We start from the raw sequence: 15,326 nt of genomic DNA on the forward strand, positions 1-15,326 counted from the left end.
CGGATTGGGAAGCCCGGCGCTTCTGCTTTTTTTCATATACCGAAAAATTCCCGCGCGGTTTGCGTGGTCATCTCGGCGATTTCCGCCGCGGTTCTGCCCGTGCAGCGGGCGATCGTCTCCACAATATGCGGCAGAAAGGCGGGCTCGTTCCGCCGGTCCGCCGGCTTGTCCTTCATATCCCGCGGGGTCAGGAACGGCGCATCCGTCTCGATCATCAGCCGGTCCGGCGGAATGATGGGGACGAGATCCAGCAAATGGCGTCCTCTCCGCTCATCGCAAATCCAGCCGGTGATCCCGATATGGAAACCCATCGCCAGGTACGTTTTAAGCTCCGCTTCAGTTCCCGTAAAGCAGTGGACCACCGCTCTTTTTACCCCATGCTCCTTCAAGATCGAGGTGAAATCGCCGGAGGCTTCCCGCTCATGCAGGAACAGCGGCAGGTTCAGGTCGAGCGCCAAGCGGATCTGCTCGGCAAACCATTTGCGCTGCACGTCGCGCGGGGAGAAATCCCGGTTGTAATCGAGCCCGCACTCCCCAATAGCGACCACCTGGGGAAGCTGCGCCAATTCCCTAAGCTTGTCTATCGTCTCTTCGTTGCAGCCCTTGGCATCATGCGGATGAACGCCCGCCGTAGCGTACAGCTTCCCCGGAAAGTCTCCGGCATAACGCGCCGCCTCTGCACTGCTTCGCAGGCTCGTCCCGGTAATGATCAAAGGCGAGACGCCCCTGGCGGCCGCCCGCTCCACCACCTGCTCCCGGTCGCGCTGAAACGAGCGGTGCATTAAATTCACGCCAATATCGATCGTGCTCATAGGTTGATTCATTGTTGGATTTATTGTTGGATTCACTGTTTGATTCCTCCTCGTCCGCCTTAAGCCGGATATTATTAACTCCCCCGTTTTTCCCGCCCCGCTTCCGCGATTCTTTCCCGTTTGGGGCGGTTCAGCAAGCAAAGGGTATATTTCAAGCATTCGATCCAGTCTTTGGCGGATAAAAAAATATTTATGCAAAAAAATGACGCCCATAAACGACCCCAGCAGCGCGAATCCCGAAAATACCAACACGCCCGCGGCGTTCCGGCCCGCGTCACCCAAGAGGGCTGCGGACAAGTTGTACGCCATATACCCTAAGCCGCGAAAATATCGCGCCCCATGATGGCTTTCGGACTCTTAGCTGCTGGAATCCTTAGGTTCTTTAGACCCTTTGGGACTTTTAGAGCCCTGTTCCAGCCGATAGTAGGTCCCGTCATGAAACGCCTTATCGTAATAAAACGCCATAAAGCCGATAAGCAGCACATTTCCGCTCCCCGCCAGCCAGATGAACCACGATCCGTGCAGGTGCACGATCGAGTACATGATTTTATACATGCTCATATGGCTTGCAACCGCCATCCCCAGCCCAAGCACACCGGCGTACAGGACGAACTGCAGCTCGCAGCGGTAAGGATTGGCGCCGATCCATAAGCCCCAAACCGTCAGTACTGCGGTTATGGCCGCCGCGATGTAAAATTCCCATGTCAACATGGGCGGGGCAAGAGTCGGGAAGGCGCAAAGATAGACCAAAAACAAAAAGACGATCAGCGTCCCCCGAATGCCGGAAGCATGCATGATTCTAAGTTGAAAAGAATCCAGCCTGGTTCGTTCCCCGCTTCTCATTTTTCCCCCTGTTCCCGTAGATTTCAAATGCTGCAGCATTCCGGCGGCACCCGGTCGGCCAGCCATACTTCATTGCCGGCAAAATAAAATGTAACTCCAAGCCGCTCCGCGCCTCGTGTGTCTATTTTAAGAATAACCAGCTCACCTCTGCGGCTGCCCGCAAGCGTGGCGAAATGGGTCCCTTCCGACAAATGCACGTACTGCCGGCTCATCGGATGAAGCCCTTCTTTCAGTATAGACGGGAGGGCATTCTTGTTGGTTCCATGGTACAGCACAGCAGGAGGCTCACCCGGGGTGTAAGTTACCCGGTCATGACTATGGCCGTATCTTGCTCTAATCCGGTCGTCCTCGATCACAAAACGCTGCTTATCCGAGTTGCGGACCACCTGTTCGATATCTTCGCGGCTTACCCATGACCACTTCGCCTGTGCCCTGATGGCTTTCAGAAGGGAATCCACCGGACATGAACCGTCCGCGGGATCGAGGACAAGCCTGAAATCCTCGGGGGTATGGCGCAGCATTTTGCTCATCAGCTTGCTTAAGCTTTTTTCCGTTGCCGGATTTAACATCGTTATCACTTCACTTTCTAGCCGTTTCCATTTATTGCATTATAACCTTTCCAGGACGGTTTGGTCAGGAAAGTTTGGTTTAACACAACATTCCCACGAGGAAGTCAGGCAGGTGACACCAAGATAATCGCGTAAAACGTACGCTAAGTGAAAATCAAAGCATAATGGCATGAACCTGCGTAAGCTAAGAAATATTTTGAAACGAATCTACATAGCGGGTATAATAAAACTCATCAACTGGGCGTATGCGATAGCTCAATATAGTCCAAAAGAAGCAATCTCCCTGCTTTGCAAGGGCCGAAGAGATTGCTTCTTTCACTTTTTGTGACGAAACATCTCGTCAAGCCGCTAATCGCGGGACAAATACGCAAACGAAACGTGGGACCTTCGGAGATAGAAGTTAGTGCTGTGATGTAGAAATATTTTGTGAGATTGCGATACACTGTAAACAGGAGGGATTTTTATGATATCTAACCGGAGCGTCCAGATCGGTCCGCCGCGTTTCGGCATTGCCGTACATGCCCTGATCTTGCTTGCCAAATGCGAGGGACCGCTTTCCAGCGCGGCCATTGCCAGCAACGTCCAATCGCATGCCACATTCCTCCGCAGGGTATTGGCGCAGCTCACGCACACCGGTATTGTCGAAGCGAGAGAAGGGCGGAATGGGGGCTACTATCTGAAGCGCCGTCCGGATCAAATTACACTGGCGGATATATTTTTAGCTGTAAAATCGGATTGCTGCGAACAAGAGGTTCAAGAGGAATGCACCTCGGGCCAACAAAAGCTCGAAGCGATTATGGGAGAAGTGCAAAAGCAGGCTGTCGAACTGCTCAAGCAGCATACGTTAGCCGATTTGATGCAAGAATAATTACCGGATTGCAATGTGAGCCGGAACGTTATATACTGTACTCAGTTAAGTTGCAGTTGATAATTCGACTGCATTTTATTTCAAAAAATACTGTGCCTAAATTGAGCACAGTATTTATAAGGAGGAGAGAAGCATGTCCGTTTCACAATCGTCCCAAACGGTGGAGCAGCAGCAGTTTTTCAACGTTATTCAGGATCGGCGGTCCGTCCGCAGCTATGATCCCGAGGTAAAGATTCCGCGGGAGGAAATGAACGAAATCTTGCAGCAAGCTACGCTGGCTCCTTCAGGCGCCAATCTGCAGCCGTGGCGTTTTCTCGTAATCGATTCGCAAGAGCTGAAGCAAAAACTGCTTCCGATCGCCTTCAATCAGCAGCAAGTGATTGAGGCTTCGGCTGTCATTGCGGTACTCGGAGATTTGGAATGTTATAAATTGGCCGAGAAAATTTACGGAATGGCGGTCGATGCGGGTTACATGCCTGCAGAGACGGCTAAATCGTTCGTGGAACGTTATCAAGGGATGTTCGCGAGCATGCCTAAGGAGACTATTCGCCGATCCGTATCTATTGACGGTGGTTTGGTATCCATGCAGCTTATGCTTGTCGCCCGCGCTAAAGGCTATGATACGGTCCCGATGGGCGGCTATGACCAGGCTAAATTTGTAGAAGCGTTCGATATTCCGGAGAGATACGCTCCTGTTATGCTTATCGCCATCGGTAAGGCGGCGAAGCCCGGACACCCGACGGTAAGATTGCCGATTCAGGATGTCGCTTTCTTCAACGAAATGCCTAAGGCATGAAAAGGGCTTTTTTCGTAAAATAGCGGCTGGTGCAACCGTTAGATTTCCGGCGGGCTGGCGCAATACCCGCTCGAAACCTGAGCTTTTTGGCGGGAAATCGCGAATGTATCCGGGCTGCAAAGTGTCTTGTGCTGGACAACCGCTCGCCCCCTCATGGTATACTGCCTGTAATATGCGGAAAAGGGGGGTTTGGTAACCATGTGGAAAGAATTCAAAGCCTTCGCCCTAAAGGGCAACGTACTGGATCTGGCCATCGGGGTCATTGTCGGCGCCGCTTTCGGGAAAATCGTCACCTCTCTGGTAGAAGACATGCTGATGCCCGTGATCGGCCTTTTGATGGGCGGCATTGACCTTAAAGGACTGCAATTCCAATATGGCGACACAATCCTGAAATACGGTGCATTCCTTCAGACCATCATCGACTTCTTTATCGTCTCCTTCTCGATTTTCCTGTTTGTTAAAGGCATCAATAAACTGAAACGCAAAGAAGAGCCGAAGCCCGAAGCGCCGCCGGCGCCGTCCAAAGAAGAGCTGCTGCTGACGGAAATCCGGGATTTGCTGAAACAGCGACAGGTCGAATAGATGCAGCCGAAAAAGAGTGCCTTGAGCCGCAACCAACCTGTCGGGCTCGGGCACTCTTTTGTCATGTTACAACCGCGGATCGATCTCCCGCTCCTGCGCCACCTCAAACAGCAGATTGGCGGCAATTTCCTTATACGCGGCATGGTCCGGGGTTATGTCGGCGAAAGATACACCGAGCAGTTGCATCCCGAGCCGGTACTCGCTTAGCGAAGTGCGCAGCTTCTGGTTGACGTTCTTTTGCTTCAGCAGCTTGCGGTATTTGTGGGAACTTGTAGTCATACCCGTAGATGATGGACAGGTACTCGGGATTGCGCACCTTCATATAAGGCACGGTCCTGCCGTTCCATACCTCGGGCTTGATGACGACTCCCTCCATATGCTGCTCCAGCGTCAGCTTGGCGAAGTACCGCTCCGCCTGCGCCAGGCAATCCGGTTCGGACAGATCGAGCGAAAGCGCCTCGTCCTCGGAAAGAAAGCCGTACATCTCGGACGTCTTCCATTCCGGTGCTTGCTCCCGGCCGTCTTCATAGACGATTTTCAGCACGGCGAACGGCTTATACTCCATCGCCCCGTCCTCCGCATAAAGCTCCAGCTGCCGCTTGTAAGTCGCGTAAGCCTCCAAATGATCCGCCAGCGGAACATGGGATTCGCGGATATCATGCATGGGCTTGTAGTTCTGGTATACACTCGCCCCGTACTTCTCGCTAAGATCGGATTTCGCCATATGGAACTGATCCCGTTCAAAACCGCTCGCCTCATACTCCGCGTTCAGCTTGGCAAAAGCCTGTTCAAACCCGGTTTGCGCCAGGAACGCAAGCTCCGTTTCCAAGGCCTTCTCGATTGGCTTAAACTGCCGCTCGATCAGCCCTTCGCCTAGCGCCTTCCACGGTAAAAGCTCACCGTCCAAGATCAGCATGGCGATCCCCTGCTCTTCCATATACCCGCCGAATTTATCCAGCAGCTTAGCATAAATGGCCGAAAGGTCCGCCCGATTCACCTTGTAGCCGTTCCGGCTGACGGCAAAACATTGCTCCGGGTCTTTATACAAATAAACATTGCACCGCGAACCCATATATTTCGGCTGCAGGACGACCTGCCCCACGCCGCGTTCCTTGAAATAATCCAGCCCGCGCGCCAGGGACTCGAGCTCGTCTGCCGCTTCGTCCTTGTCCGCCGGGGACATCGTACCGGAGATGAAGTTGATTTTGTGCCGCGAGCAGTAATGCAGCCGGCGCAGTTCTTCTTCCCCCAGCTCCCCGACGGACACCTTCCGCTCCTCTTTAAACAGCGTCGGAAGCTCCTCGAATATAGCCGCCCGCCCCGACTTCCGCGACTTCAAAAACGGCTTGTACGAGATGCTGACGGAAGTCAGCAGGTTGCCATGCACACTGCCGGTGTCGATATGGATTTTGTTGCGGATGCGAAAAGACTGTTTGGCCGCCACATGCCCGAATATATGGTAAGGGTGGTTCTTCACCGCTTCCTCCTGCAAAAAAGCCAACTGCCCTTCCAGCGGCGCCTCCCGGTCAATCCGGAAGTTCCGCTGATGCCGGGCGGAGTTCGTGTCCAGCTTGCCGATATACTTGTTCCGGCACGGCGCATGAGTAACATAGAAGGATGATCCCCTGGTCCCCACATACCGGTAAAACGGCTGCGCCATCGACACCAGCTCCCGGAATCGCTCCAACAGCTCCGCATCCTGCCGCAGCGCCTGAACCGAATCGAAATACGTCTGCAGCAGCTCCTGATCGACGCCGCTGATTTCGCCTTTAAAATACTTGTCGACGAAGTTCTCGTGGTTCCCCAGCACAAAGTAAAAATGCTCCCGGTTCTCGTACAGAAACCGGATGATTTCCTCCGTTTGCTTGCCCTTGTCGATCCAGTCGCCCGCTAGAATAAGCTTCGTATGCCGCAGCTTCTCCGCCGCCACCAGCTTGCCGTCCTCCAGACGGTACCCGTGATCGCGCAGCAGCCCCTGCAGATCGTCCACGCATTCGTGCACATCGCCGATGATGATATATTGCTGATCCTGCGGGAGTACGGTGCTCAAGTAATCGTCAAGGTTCTCGATCACGACGCGGTACTCCGGATTCGCTGTTCCTTCAACCGGAAGGTAGAAATCTTTAGCACGGACCTTGTGAACTTTGCCGTAGCCTTCGCGGGCCAGCGAGCCGAGAACGTCTTTTTTCAGCCGGTTGATGTGGTTGGTGATCAGCTTCTTGGAGCGCTCCGAGGCATAATAGTCCTCCCGCCGGCGATAATCGAAGACGATCACCTCCAGGTTGTAATTGTTCTGAACGGCGATGTCTTTCACCTTTGCCCGGAAATCCTCGGACAAACCGGTCGTATCGACCACTACAAACTCCGCGTTGATCGGAAAAGAGGTGGCCAGCTTCAGTCTTTCAAACAGCAGGCGAAAAGCCTGCTCGCTCGCCTCCAGCATCACTTGATCGTATTTATCGTATTCGTATCCAAGGAGCTCCTGGCGAATCCCGTCGGAGGACAGATACTGCACGTTAGCCTTGATATTCCCGCGTCCGTCCTCGAAACGCAATCCCGGAACCAGCACCTCCTTGGCAAAGGTGGTTTTACCGCATTCGGTCGAACCGACCAGCATAAAAATCGTATGGACCTTCGTTTGGATTTCCATCGCTTTAGGCCCCCTTTTTCTTAAGAATGACGCCCTGCGTCGTCTTGATATTGTCGACCCCGTCCCCGACAGCCACGAATTCGAAATGCAGCTCCGTGTCCCGCAGCACCTCGCCGATCCACTGCCGGAACGAGTCCTCCCCCATCTCCCATTTATGATCGTCATGCCGGAATTCGCTCAGCTCGTAAAACCGGTTGAAATCCGCGTTCGGCGTCGTGATGATGAAACGCTCAAAGTCGACTTTGGCGCAGATTTGCCGGATCAGCCGCCCCGCCTCGTCCCGGCTCATATGCTCAATCACTTCGGTGAGGATGACATCGACCTGCTCCCCATTGTAGCTTTCCAGGAAGTGATCGATCGAGGCGAACGTGACGAGGTTATCCAGCTCTTTTCGCGCGGCCTTGCGTTTGACCTGCTCCAGCAGTTCCTCGTTGATATCGACCGCATAGTAAGTTCCCTCGATTTTTCCGGCAAAAGGAATCGCATAGAACCCTTCTCCGCAACCCACGTCCAAAATCGACTTGTCGAAGGACAGCGCGTTTCCGATATAGTTCCGCCGCTGCAGCGCCGTGCCGCCGTAGGCGAACTGGATGTCGTAACGGTCCGTCTTCTCCAGCTCCGCCTTGTACCTGTTGAAGCGGTCCCTGGAAGAAAGAAAGTTCCGTACGAACAAACTGCGGATGTAAAACGGCGCATCGATCACATTCAAGCTTTTGATGTACTTATCGAGAATACTGTCCGAGATATCGATATACTCATTGCCGAACATGGACAGGAACAAGCACAATACGCTGACGGTGTGCAGCAGCAGGTACAGGCTTTTCTCCGTCTTCACGATGAGCGAGTAACTCTTATCGGCCTGATGGGTGATGTCAAAGGTAAATTCCTTCAGATGCTTGGCAAAAAATTCGATGTACCGGACCCGCTCGATATGAATCATATTGATGAAAAAAGTATGCTCATAGCCTTCCGTATCCCGTGTATCCTGCGCTTTTAACGGGGCGGAAAAAAACTCGCCGATTGCGTTCAGCGGAAACAGCGGGGTGTTGTACCGCGATACGTTCAAATACTCGAAGTTCTCCTGTTCGTGCTGCTTATATGAAATGTCGTTGTCGGCATCTTTAAAGTACACGTTAAAGGTGTGCTCGCCGGTATACCAGCCGTACGCCATGCCTTTGCGGATGGAGCGGAGCAGCATCCCGGAGTGCGGATTTTTTTGATCAAAAAAGAAAATTGCGGATTCGTGGATCTCACCTGGATGATCGCCATGGGAATCCCTCCTGACTTCAGTAAATTGCGGCTACCCCCAGACCTCATGCAGGGTGGAGCGGAATATGCCGTTCAGTTGTTCAACGTCGGGCTGGGCTTGCCGGGCCTGCAACTTGGCGGCCGCTTGCTCGAAATAAGCCAGGCGCTCTTCCAAATACGTGTGGATCGGCTGCAGCTTCGGCTCCATATCAAGCTCATCCCCGGACTTCTTGCGGGCCAGCAGGTGTTGGATCGTGTCCATTAACTCGCTATTCGCGGGGACCAGGTCCTGAACCAAGTCCTCAAACTCCACCGGCGGCATCGTATCGTATTTCTCGATCCAGCCGCAGGCCAACACCGGCCGCAGGACGTAGAAGTATTTTTTGAGCTTCACCCGTTCCCCTTGCAGGTAACCCCGGAAGTTCCCCTTTGCCATTTGGAGATAGTGATACATACAGGATTTTGGCGAAAAGGTTAACGGGGAAATCCGGCGAATTTGTTCGGCGGCGGAATATTGCTCCATATATTGTATCGGTGAATGCAGCCATTCCAGCAACGGCGGGTTCGATTTATGAAACAGAACCAGCGCCTTTTTTAAATCCCATCCGTTGATATCCAGCCGATCGCTGATCGGCCGCTCGATTACGTCCCGGCCTTCGTAGATCGACAAATACCAATCGGCCGGCCGGATATAGAGGAAGCGAACATCATAATCGCTGTCCCGCGAAGGAAAACCCCAGGCCCGGCTGCCCGATTCGCAGGCGTAGAGGATACGCACCCCTTCTTCCCGCTCAATGTTATGCAGCTCGTTTAGAATCGTTGGATGGAAGTCGTATGGGTTGGTCATGGGAGGTCACTCTACTTGCTATTACTGATATGTATGGCCATGGACTCCATGATCCATGGCCGTTCTATAGGTACGGTCACCTATTTATTATGTTTGCTCAAAGCGTCCAAATCCAGTGTTGCGACCTGCTCCGTCATGGAGGCATATCCCTGCACGGATTGGGCGATATAGGACAACACCGTGTCGCTCCAGCCGTAAATGTAGAACGTGTTGCGGTCCGTCTGCGGGACCATGGCATGGCGGTACGGGGCGATGTCGACGATAAACGCCTTCACTTCCGGGTTCACCTTGGCCCGGTACTGAGCCAGTACCTGATAAAAAGGACTGCCGCTGTTCTGCTGTTCGTCCGTGATGATGATGATCTGATCCACGCGCTTACGCTCCTGCAGCAGCTTGCGGACCGGCGCACCGGTATCCGTCCCGCCGCTAGCGCGGATGTGCTCGGCTTGCCCGAGAATACTGTCGCGCTTCGAAGGTTTCGCGTCGTGAACCTCGTGGTTGAACAGCCAGAACAGCGAGTTCCCCTGCGTCTTCTTATACAGCGCCAAGGCAAAAACCGCGCCGATCTCCAAATACTGTCCTTGCATCGAACCGGAGATATCCAAAAAGATCGCGGTGTTGTCGCCCAGCTCCGGCAGATTGCCGAAGGTCAGATCGGCCGCGTCCCGCAACGCCTCGCGCAGCTCCGGATGCTCGATTTGGCGGAACGCCGTAGCGAAGCGAAACGGCAGGATGCGCGCTTTGCGCAGCGCCTCCTCGTTGGTCAGCCGCGCGATCACGTAATCTAGGTGCCGCTGCTCATCCAGCACGCCCGCCCGGTCTAGCGTGTTCAAATGGCGGAGCAGCGCGAAGGTCGGCAGCTGGTACAGCAGCGCCTCCCAGACGGCCTTCGACGGCTTGATCGCGCCGGTCACCGTTTCGTACGGCAGCTTGCCGCGTTCGATCCAGGCGATCTGCTCGCTTTCGCCTTCGGCCCGCTTCAAATGCTCCAGTGCTTCCACCTGCGGCAGCAGCCCAAGGTTGGCTTCCAGCCCGCGGAGGTAACGGAACAGCGCCTGCTGCTTCAGGTCCGCCGGCTTCGGATGGGCGGTGGCGATCACGTCGCCCAGGCTGTAGCCCCGGCCGCGGCCGTTGTACTTCACCGCCCAATATTCGCTCACTCCGGTAAGGAAGCGGTTCACCTGGCGCTTGACGGCGCGGCCGCCTTCGCCCCGGCCCTGTCCCTTCAGGATTGTCAAGAAGTCGGACAGGTCGGACGGGATGCGCACCACCCGAAGGAATATCTCCGCGAACAGGTCCGGACGATAGGCGGACAACACGGCCAGGCCAAACAGCGGCTGCAATCGCATTAGGCCTGCGGTGCGCGCATACACGATCGCTTTTGCCATAAAGGTCGGGTTAGCCGCCGCCATCTCGTGATGCATCTGCTCCGCATCATTCAGCAGTTCGTTTTGGTCGGCATAAAACGTGTTGCTCATTGTATTGGTCAGCAGGATCTGCAGGTATTGCTCTTCGGCAGACCGCGTATAAGCCGGGTAATGGTCTTTGTTGCGTGTCGTCGGTCGCATGGAACCGAACAATTTTTGCGCGAAACTCATGGTTATAACCTCCTGCCCGTTTTCATAGGAAAACGGCAAATCAAAATAGATAACACTGTACCTCTGTCAATAGAGTAGACACAAAGAATCGAGAAAATTATGCGGCAGATCGGTACATACGTTCGCACTCATTGGGCGTAGAATACCCAATCGCGGAATGGATTCGTTTTCCATTGTAGAAGCAGGTAATATATTCAAAAATGCGTTTCTTGGCTTGCTTGCGTGTTTTGAACTTCTCCAAGTAGACAAGTTCTTTCTTAAGCACACTGTGGAACGATTCAATACACGCATTATCGTAGCAGTTCCCTTTGCGGCTCATACTGCCTTTCATCTTGTAGGTGCGCAGCCGCGCCTGGTAGTCATGAGAAGCGTACTGGCTGCCGCGATCCGAATGATGCAGAACCTCTTCGCACGGTCGCTGCTGGCTGTGGGCGCGGTCCAGCGCCGTTAACACGAGTTCTTTCGTCATTCGCTCATCCATGTGAAATCCAACGATTTTACGACTGTACAGGTCCATGATGCTTGCCAGGTATAGCCAACCCTCATCGGTCGGGATATACGTAATATCAGCCACCCAGGCCTTGTTTGGAGCGGACGGATTAAACTCGCGGTTCAACACGTTCTCTTGGACAGGCAGGTTGTGCTTCGAGTTGGTTGTGGCCTTGTATTTCTTCACCGTGCGAGAACGTAAACCCAGCTCCTTCATGATCCGAGCGACTGTTTTCTCGGACACTCGTATGCCCTGCTTGTGCAGTTCTTTTGCTACTTTGGGGCTTCCATATAATCGACGGGATTCTAGAAAGATACGACGGATCCGCCGCTCCAGCTTGCGACGTCGCTTTTCACGTTTGCTGGCTTTTCGCTGGGTCCATTTGTAATAGCCGCTTCGGGATACTTCAAAGGCTTCGCACATCTTCGAGACTCGGCACTTGAAGCGATGATCGTGGATGAAGGCATAGATCAGCGCCGGTCTTTGGCGAAGTAGTGCATCGCCTTTTTTAAGATGTCGTTCTCCTCTTCCAGATCACGAAGGCGTTTCTGAAGATCTCTCATTGCTTTATCGTCGGCTTTCAGTTGCCCACTGCCTGGAAAGGCCTGTGCGCCGTCTTTCTTGTATTCCGCCATCCAACGATACAGGGTGTTGTCGCTGATCCCCAGTTCGCGGGCGACCTGCGCCACCGCTTTCCCTTCTTCCTGGATCATCTGAATCGTTTGCAGTTTAAATTCTTTATCGTATTTTTTCGTCATGGTAGCACCTCGAATTTGGATAGATTCATTTTACCCGATTCTCGGTTCTCCATGTCTACTTTTTAGTCTAGCAGCACACCGGCGAGGAATGGGTGGAATAGGTCGGCGCAGGAGTCGAACCTGCCGTAATGCCCGAGTTTTCCAATGGTCGCTTTGGAGGCGAAGTAACCCATTCCGGCGCCTCACCGGTGTTATGCGGTTTTGGCAAAACGCACGCGAGGGAAACTGCTTTTCGAAAAGGTTGCCTTGTGCCGCTTGACACAATCGGATACTAATTCCCTAAAGTAGTCGAAGTAACCCTTTCTGGCGCCTCGCGTTTATTTTTGCCCGTTTGGTTAAAGCTCGCTCGAAGAATAAGGCGGACAGGCACATAAACTGCTCTACCCCTGAGCTATTCCGCCAACCGGCGGAAGTTGGATTCGAACCAACGACCAGTCGCTTAACAGGCGAAGTATCCCGTCCAGGCGCCTCGGCGATCTTTAACCTACCGGCCTTCGCCCTGCAGCGATGACCTTGTGAACCTATCTTCGCTCATTTTACGGCCCGCGAACATGGCGAAAGTATTACGACAAAGAAAAAATTGCCCAATGGATGTCAACGACGATGCCGTCGGTACCGTAGATAAGGGAAAAAAATGTCGCTATTGGGGCGGTATCACCCCTTTTGAGTGAAATAGAGGTAATTTATGTCGCTATTTTCTCGAACCGTAGGGGAAATGGTGCTTTTCATAACGTTCATTGGAAAATAAGTACAAAAAATGTCGCTAATGGTCACGTACAGGTTTAACTCGGGAAAATAAGACCATAAAATGCCGCTATTTTGAGGGCGAGCGTTAGGTGGGGCATGAGAGGGGAGTATGAGATGGGGGAGTGAGTTGGGAGAGTGAGATGGGAGAGTGAGATGGGATCATGAAATGGGGCATAAGTCGGGGACATGAGGGAGTTTATTAAGCGGGGTCAGCCAGCAACACTAATACAGATATTTCGCCAGCGGCTCCGCTGAAAAAGGCCCCCCTGCCTTATCCCGGCCGATCAGCTCCTTTCCCCCTTTCCCATCCCCTGCTACAATTAGGAAAAAGCATCTTTTAGGAAACGGGGGGATGGAACAGCAATGGCCAAGGAAAGCTTTGATAAGGAAATCCAGTTTCTGCGCATGCTTGTGCTGACCAGCGGAGCTTACAGCAGGCAGCAGTTCGCGAAGCGTCTCGGCATCTCCGTGCATACGTTCGACAAGACGATCCGCCGGCTGAAGGAGATCGTCAGCACCATGCATCAGCATTTGCCGGAGGAGCAGGGGAAGGAACTGGCGGAGGCGATCCGCTTCAACTATTATGAGTCAACCGATCCGATGCTGCTTTTCCTGTTCCGCGCCAAATCGCTGAAGGAATCGGAATCGCAAAGGATCTCGCTGCTCCTTGCCGCGCTGAACGAGCAGGCGCTGACGGCGATGGAGCTGATGGACATCTGCTGCGGCAGCCTCCCTCCAAACGTTCCGCTCCCCGACGAAAAAACGATCCGGTCGGACCTGAAGTATTTGGAGGAGGTCGGCGTCATCAAGAAGGAATCGGCCTCCCGCCCCTACCGTTACCGGATGGACAACGATCTTGTTAGGGAACTGTCGGAGGAGGAACTCTACGATCTGTACGATTTCGTCGACGTGATGGCAAGTACGCAGGTTCCCTCCGTCCAAGGCTACCTGCTCCGGGACGGACTGAAGAAGCACTTGCTGCGGGGGCAGGCCGAGCCGCAAGCGATCGAGCCTTTTTTATACAAGTACCACTATTATTCGCGGATTCTGGACGAAGCGCATTTGTTCACGCTGCTGGAGGCCATCCGGCACCGCCGGAAGGTGCGCTTTCTGTACTTTTCGCCCAAAGCCGACAAGAGCTACGCCTCGCAAAATACAAATCCCTTGTTCGAGCGGGAAACGGCGGGCAAGGCCGAGCAAACGCTGCCTTTAAAGGTCGTTTACGACCATCAGTACGGGCGCTGGTACCTGCTGGGGAACGGCAGGGAGGGCATCCGCAAATACCGCATGGAAGGCATGACGCAAATCGAGGAAGCGGACGCAGTGCCCGAGGCTTTATTCGAAGAGAAGACAGCCGAGCTGGAGGAGAAAATGAGGTGCAGCTGGCTGATCGATACGGGCGCACCGGTGACCGTGCGGGCAAGGTTTTTTAACCCGGGGCCGTCCGAACCGAATTTTGTCAAAGAACGCGTGCTGCTGCAGGGGCAGTGGGGGCGGATCGTGTCCGAAGACGAGGAAGCCTTCATTTACGAAATCACGGTGAACGGAACGACCGAAATCAAACCTTGGCTGCGGAGCTTCGGTTCGAGCTGCGAGGTGCTGGAGCCGCGTTATTTTCGCCGGGAAATGATTGCCGAATGGAAGGAGATCCGGGCGTACTATGAATCCGTTTGAGAAAATTTTCAACTATCAGATCATCTCCCGGCTGGACGATGCCGGCACGTTTATGATCACCGCGCACGAACGGGCCTGGCTGAAAAAGATGCTGGATCATCCCGCGGCGGGCGAAGCCTTTACGGCGGAAACCAGGGACAAATTGCTTTCGCTCCTGGAAAAGGATCCGGCGATAGAGACCTCCGGCCACCTGATCGAAAAGGCTAAAAGCGTGGAGAAGCAGGTGTATCACCCGCTGCTGCGCCCTTTACGCCGCAGTATCGCGGACGGAAACGGCATTCGCGTCACTTATAAGGTAAAAGGCGGGCGGGTTCACGAAGACCATTCCGGCGTGCCTTACAAATTGGAGTATTCCATGGTCAAGCGGGAATGGTATTTGCTCTGGTACAATCTGCGGCATCATGCGCTGATGAGCACCCGGCTGGCCAAAATCATCGCCGTCGCGGCCGAACCGGCCGCGCCTTCCGCTTTGGAACGGGCGCACGCCGGAATCAAGCGGACGCTGGAGGCGCGGAAGACGGAGGCGTTGATCGAAGTCGGCCGGGAGTATCATATGGAGCTGTCCCGCATCCTCTACGCCTTCTCGTGTTTCGAGAAGACCGTCGACTATGACGAAAACCGCGGCACGTACCGCATCCGGGTATGCTTTTTGGGCGATGAAGCCGAATACCTGCTCTCCAAAATCCGCTTCCTCGGAAAGCGCGTCCGGGTCATCGAAGGCGGCTATTTAAAGCGCAGAATGCTGGAGGCCTCCTCTAAGGCGCTAGAGAGATACGAGGCCCTCGATCTCGATCCGGCGAAGGATGAGGATATTCCGGGAGAGTTGTCTTCGTAAAAAAACTTA

Annotated in this window: 11 protein-coding genes, 1 tRNA gene and 2 pseudogenes; 5 read left to right on the forward strand and 9 right to left on the reverse strand. The window is 53.9% G+C overall.

Annotated features, from left to right (window positions below; genetic code table 11):
* Positions 1-32: 32 nt before the first annotated feature.
* The 3 genes from NYE74_RS00960 to NYE74_RS00970 form a co-directional block, all read right to left on the reverse strand.
* Positions 33-824: a TatD family hydrolase gene (locus NYE74_RS00960; RefSeq protein WP_036628961.1), complete on the reverse strand. Its 792-nt coding sequence runs from the start codon at positions 822-824 to the stop codon at positions 33-35.
* 345 nt (positions 825-1,169) lie between these two features.
* The gene (locus NYE74_RS00965; protein WP_036626830.1) at positions 1,170-1,655 is read right to left on the reverse strand and encodes a hypothetical protein; all 486 of its coding nucleotides are present in this window, start codon (positions 1,653-1,655) and stop codon (positions 1,170-1,172) included.
* 23 nt (positions 1,656-1,678) lie between these two features.
* Positions 1,679-2,224: an RNA 2'-phosphotransferase gene (locus NYE74_RS00970; RefSeq protein ID WP_036626832.1), complete on the reverse strand. Its 546-nt coding sequence runs from the start codon at positions 2,222-2,224 to the stop codon at positions 1,679-1,681.
* Between the two features lie 463 nt (positions 2,225-2,687).
* Between NYE74_RS00970 and NYE74_RS00975 the strand changes: the two genes are divergently transcribed.
* The 3 genes from NYE74_RS00975 (at position 2,688) to mscL (ending at position 4,470) form a co-directional block, all read left to right on the forward strand.
* Positions 2,688-3,092: an RrF2 family transcriptional regulator gene (locus NYE74_RS00975; protein ID WP_036626833.1), complete on the forward strand. Its 405-nt coding sequence runs from the start codon at positions 2,688-2,690 to the stop codon at positions 3,090-3,092.
* A gap of 133 nt (positions 3,093-3,225) precedes the next feature.
* On the forward strand, positions 3,226-3,888 hold the full coding sequence (locus NYE74_RS00980) for a nitroreductase family protein (protein WP_036626834.1): 663 nt from the start codon (positions 3,226-3,228) through the stop codon (positions 3,886-3,888).
* A 198-nt stretch (positions 3,889-4,086) separates the two neighbouring features.
* Positions 4,087-4,470 (forward strand): large conductance mechanosensitive channel protein MscL, encoded by a 384-nt coding sequence (mscL, locus tag NYE74_RS00985; protein ID WP_124333399.1) that lies wholly within the window; start codon positions 4,087-4,089, stop codon positions 4,468-4,470.
* 66 nt (positions 4,471-4,536) lie between these two features.
* On the opposite strand, the pseudogene NYE74_RS00990 reads toward mscL, so the two are convergent.
* The 6 genes and pseudogenes from NYE74_RS00990 to NYE74_RS01015 form a co-directional block, all read right to left on the reverse strand.
* Positions 4,537-7,120: pseudogene (locus NYE74_RS00990) on the reverse strand (metallophosphoesterase).
* 4 nt (positions 7,121-7,124) lie between these two features.
* Positions 7,125-8,389, reverse strand: a pseudogene (locus NYE74_RS00995) (class I SAM-dependent methyltransferase).
* Positions 8,390-8,420: 31 nt separating this feature from the next.
* The gene (locus tag NYE74_RS01000) at positions 8,421-9,215 is read right to left on the reverse strand and encodes a nucleotidyltransferase domain-containing protein (protein ID WP_036626841.1); all 795 of its coding nucleotides are present in this window, start codon (positions 9,213-9,215) and stop codon (positions 8,421-8,423) included.
* An 80-nt stretch (positions 9,216-9,295) separates the two neighbouring features.
* Positions 9,296-10,813, reverse strand: a complete 1,518-nt coding sequence (locus tag NYE74_RS01005) for a TROVE domain-containing protein (protein ID WP_278738489.1) — start codon at positions 10,811-10,813, stop codon at positions 9,296-9,298.
* Between the two features lie 97 nt (positions 10,814-10,910).
* Positions 10,911-12,061, reverse strand: a protein-coding gene (locus NYE74_RS01010; RefSeq protein ID WP_248931314.1) for an IS3 family transposase whose coding sequence is annotated in 2 segments (ribosomal slippage) — positions 10,911-11,806 and positions 11,806-12,061 — 1,152 coding nt in all. Because the reading frame shifts where the segments join, the coding sequence is not laid out codon by codon here.
* Between the two features lie 404 nt (positions 12,062-12,465).
* Positions 12,466-12,560, reverse strand: a tRNA-Ser gene (locus NYE74_RS01015).
* Positions 12,561-13,171: 611 nt separating this feature from the next.
* Between NYE74_RS01015 and NYE74_RS01020 the strand changes: the two genes are divergently transcribed.
* Positions 13,172-14,482 (forward strand): helix-turn-helix transcriptional regulator, encoded by a 1,311-nt coding sequence (locus NYE74_RS01020; RefSeq protein WP_036626844.1) that lies wholly within the window; start codon positions 13,172-13,174, stop codon positions 14,480-14,482.
* Entirely contained in the window at positions 14,469-15,317 is an 849-nt protein-coding gene (locus NYE74_RS01025; protein WP_036626845.1) for a WYL domain-containing protein, read from the forward strand. The genes NYE74_RS01020 and NYE74_RS01025 overlap by 14 nt, the downstream gene beginning before the upstream one ends.
* Positions 15,318-15,326 lie beyond the last annotated feature (9 nt).

Source organism: Paenibacillus sp. FSL P4-0127 (assembly GCF_038007325.1).
Taxonomy (GTDB): Bacteria; Bacillota; Bacilli; order Paenibacillales; family Paenibacillaceae; genus Fontibacillus; species Fontibacillus macerans.

Coding starts and splice junctions, on each gene's coding strand:
- NYE74_RS01025 (WP_036626845.1), top strand. CDS start 14,469: ATGAATCCGTTTGAGAAAATTTTCAACTATCAGATCATCTCCCGGCTG.
- mscL (WP_124333399.1), top strand. CDS start 4,087: ATGTGGAAAGAATTCAAAGCCTTCGCCCTAAAGGGCAACGTACTGGAT.
- NYE74_RS01020 (WP_036626844.1), top strand. CDS start 13,172: ATGGCCAAGGAAAGCTTTGATAAGGAAATCCAGTTTCTGCGCATGCTT.
- NYE74_RS00975 (WP_036626833.1), top strand. CDS start 2,688: ATGATATCTAACCGGAGCGTCCAGATCGGTCCGCCGCGTTTCGGCATT.
- NYE74_RS01000 (WP_036626841.1), bottom strand. CDS start 9,215: ATGACCAACCCATACGACTTCCATCCAACGATTCTAAACGAGCTGCAT.
- NYE74_RS00970 (WP_036626832.1), bottom strand. CDS start 2,224: ATGTTAAATCCGGCAACGGAAAAAAGCTTAAGCAAGCTGATGAGCAAA.
- NYE74_RS01005 (WP_278738489.1), bottom strand. CDS start 10,813: ATGAGTTTCGCGCAAAAATTGTTCGGTTCCATGCGACCGACGACACGC.
- NYE74_RS00980 (WP_036626834.1), top strand. CDS start 3,226: ATGTCCGTTTCACAATCGTCCCAAACGGTGGAGCAGCAGCAGTTTTTC.
- NYE74_RS00965 (WP_036626830.1), bottom strand. CDS start 1,655: ATGAGAAGCGGGGAACGAACCAGGCTGGATTCTTTTCAACTTAGAATC.
- NYE74_RS00960 (WP_036628961.1), bottom strand. CDS start 824: ATGAATCAACCTATGAGCACGATCGATATTGGCGTGAATTTAATGCAC.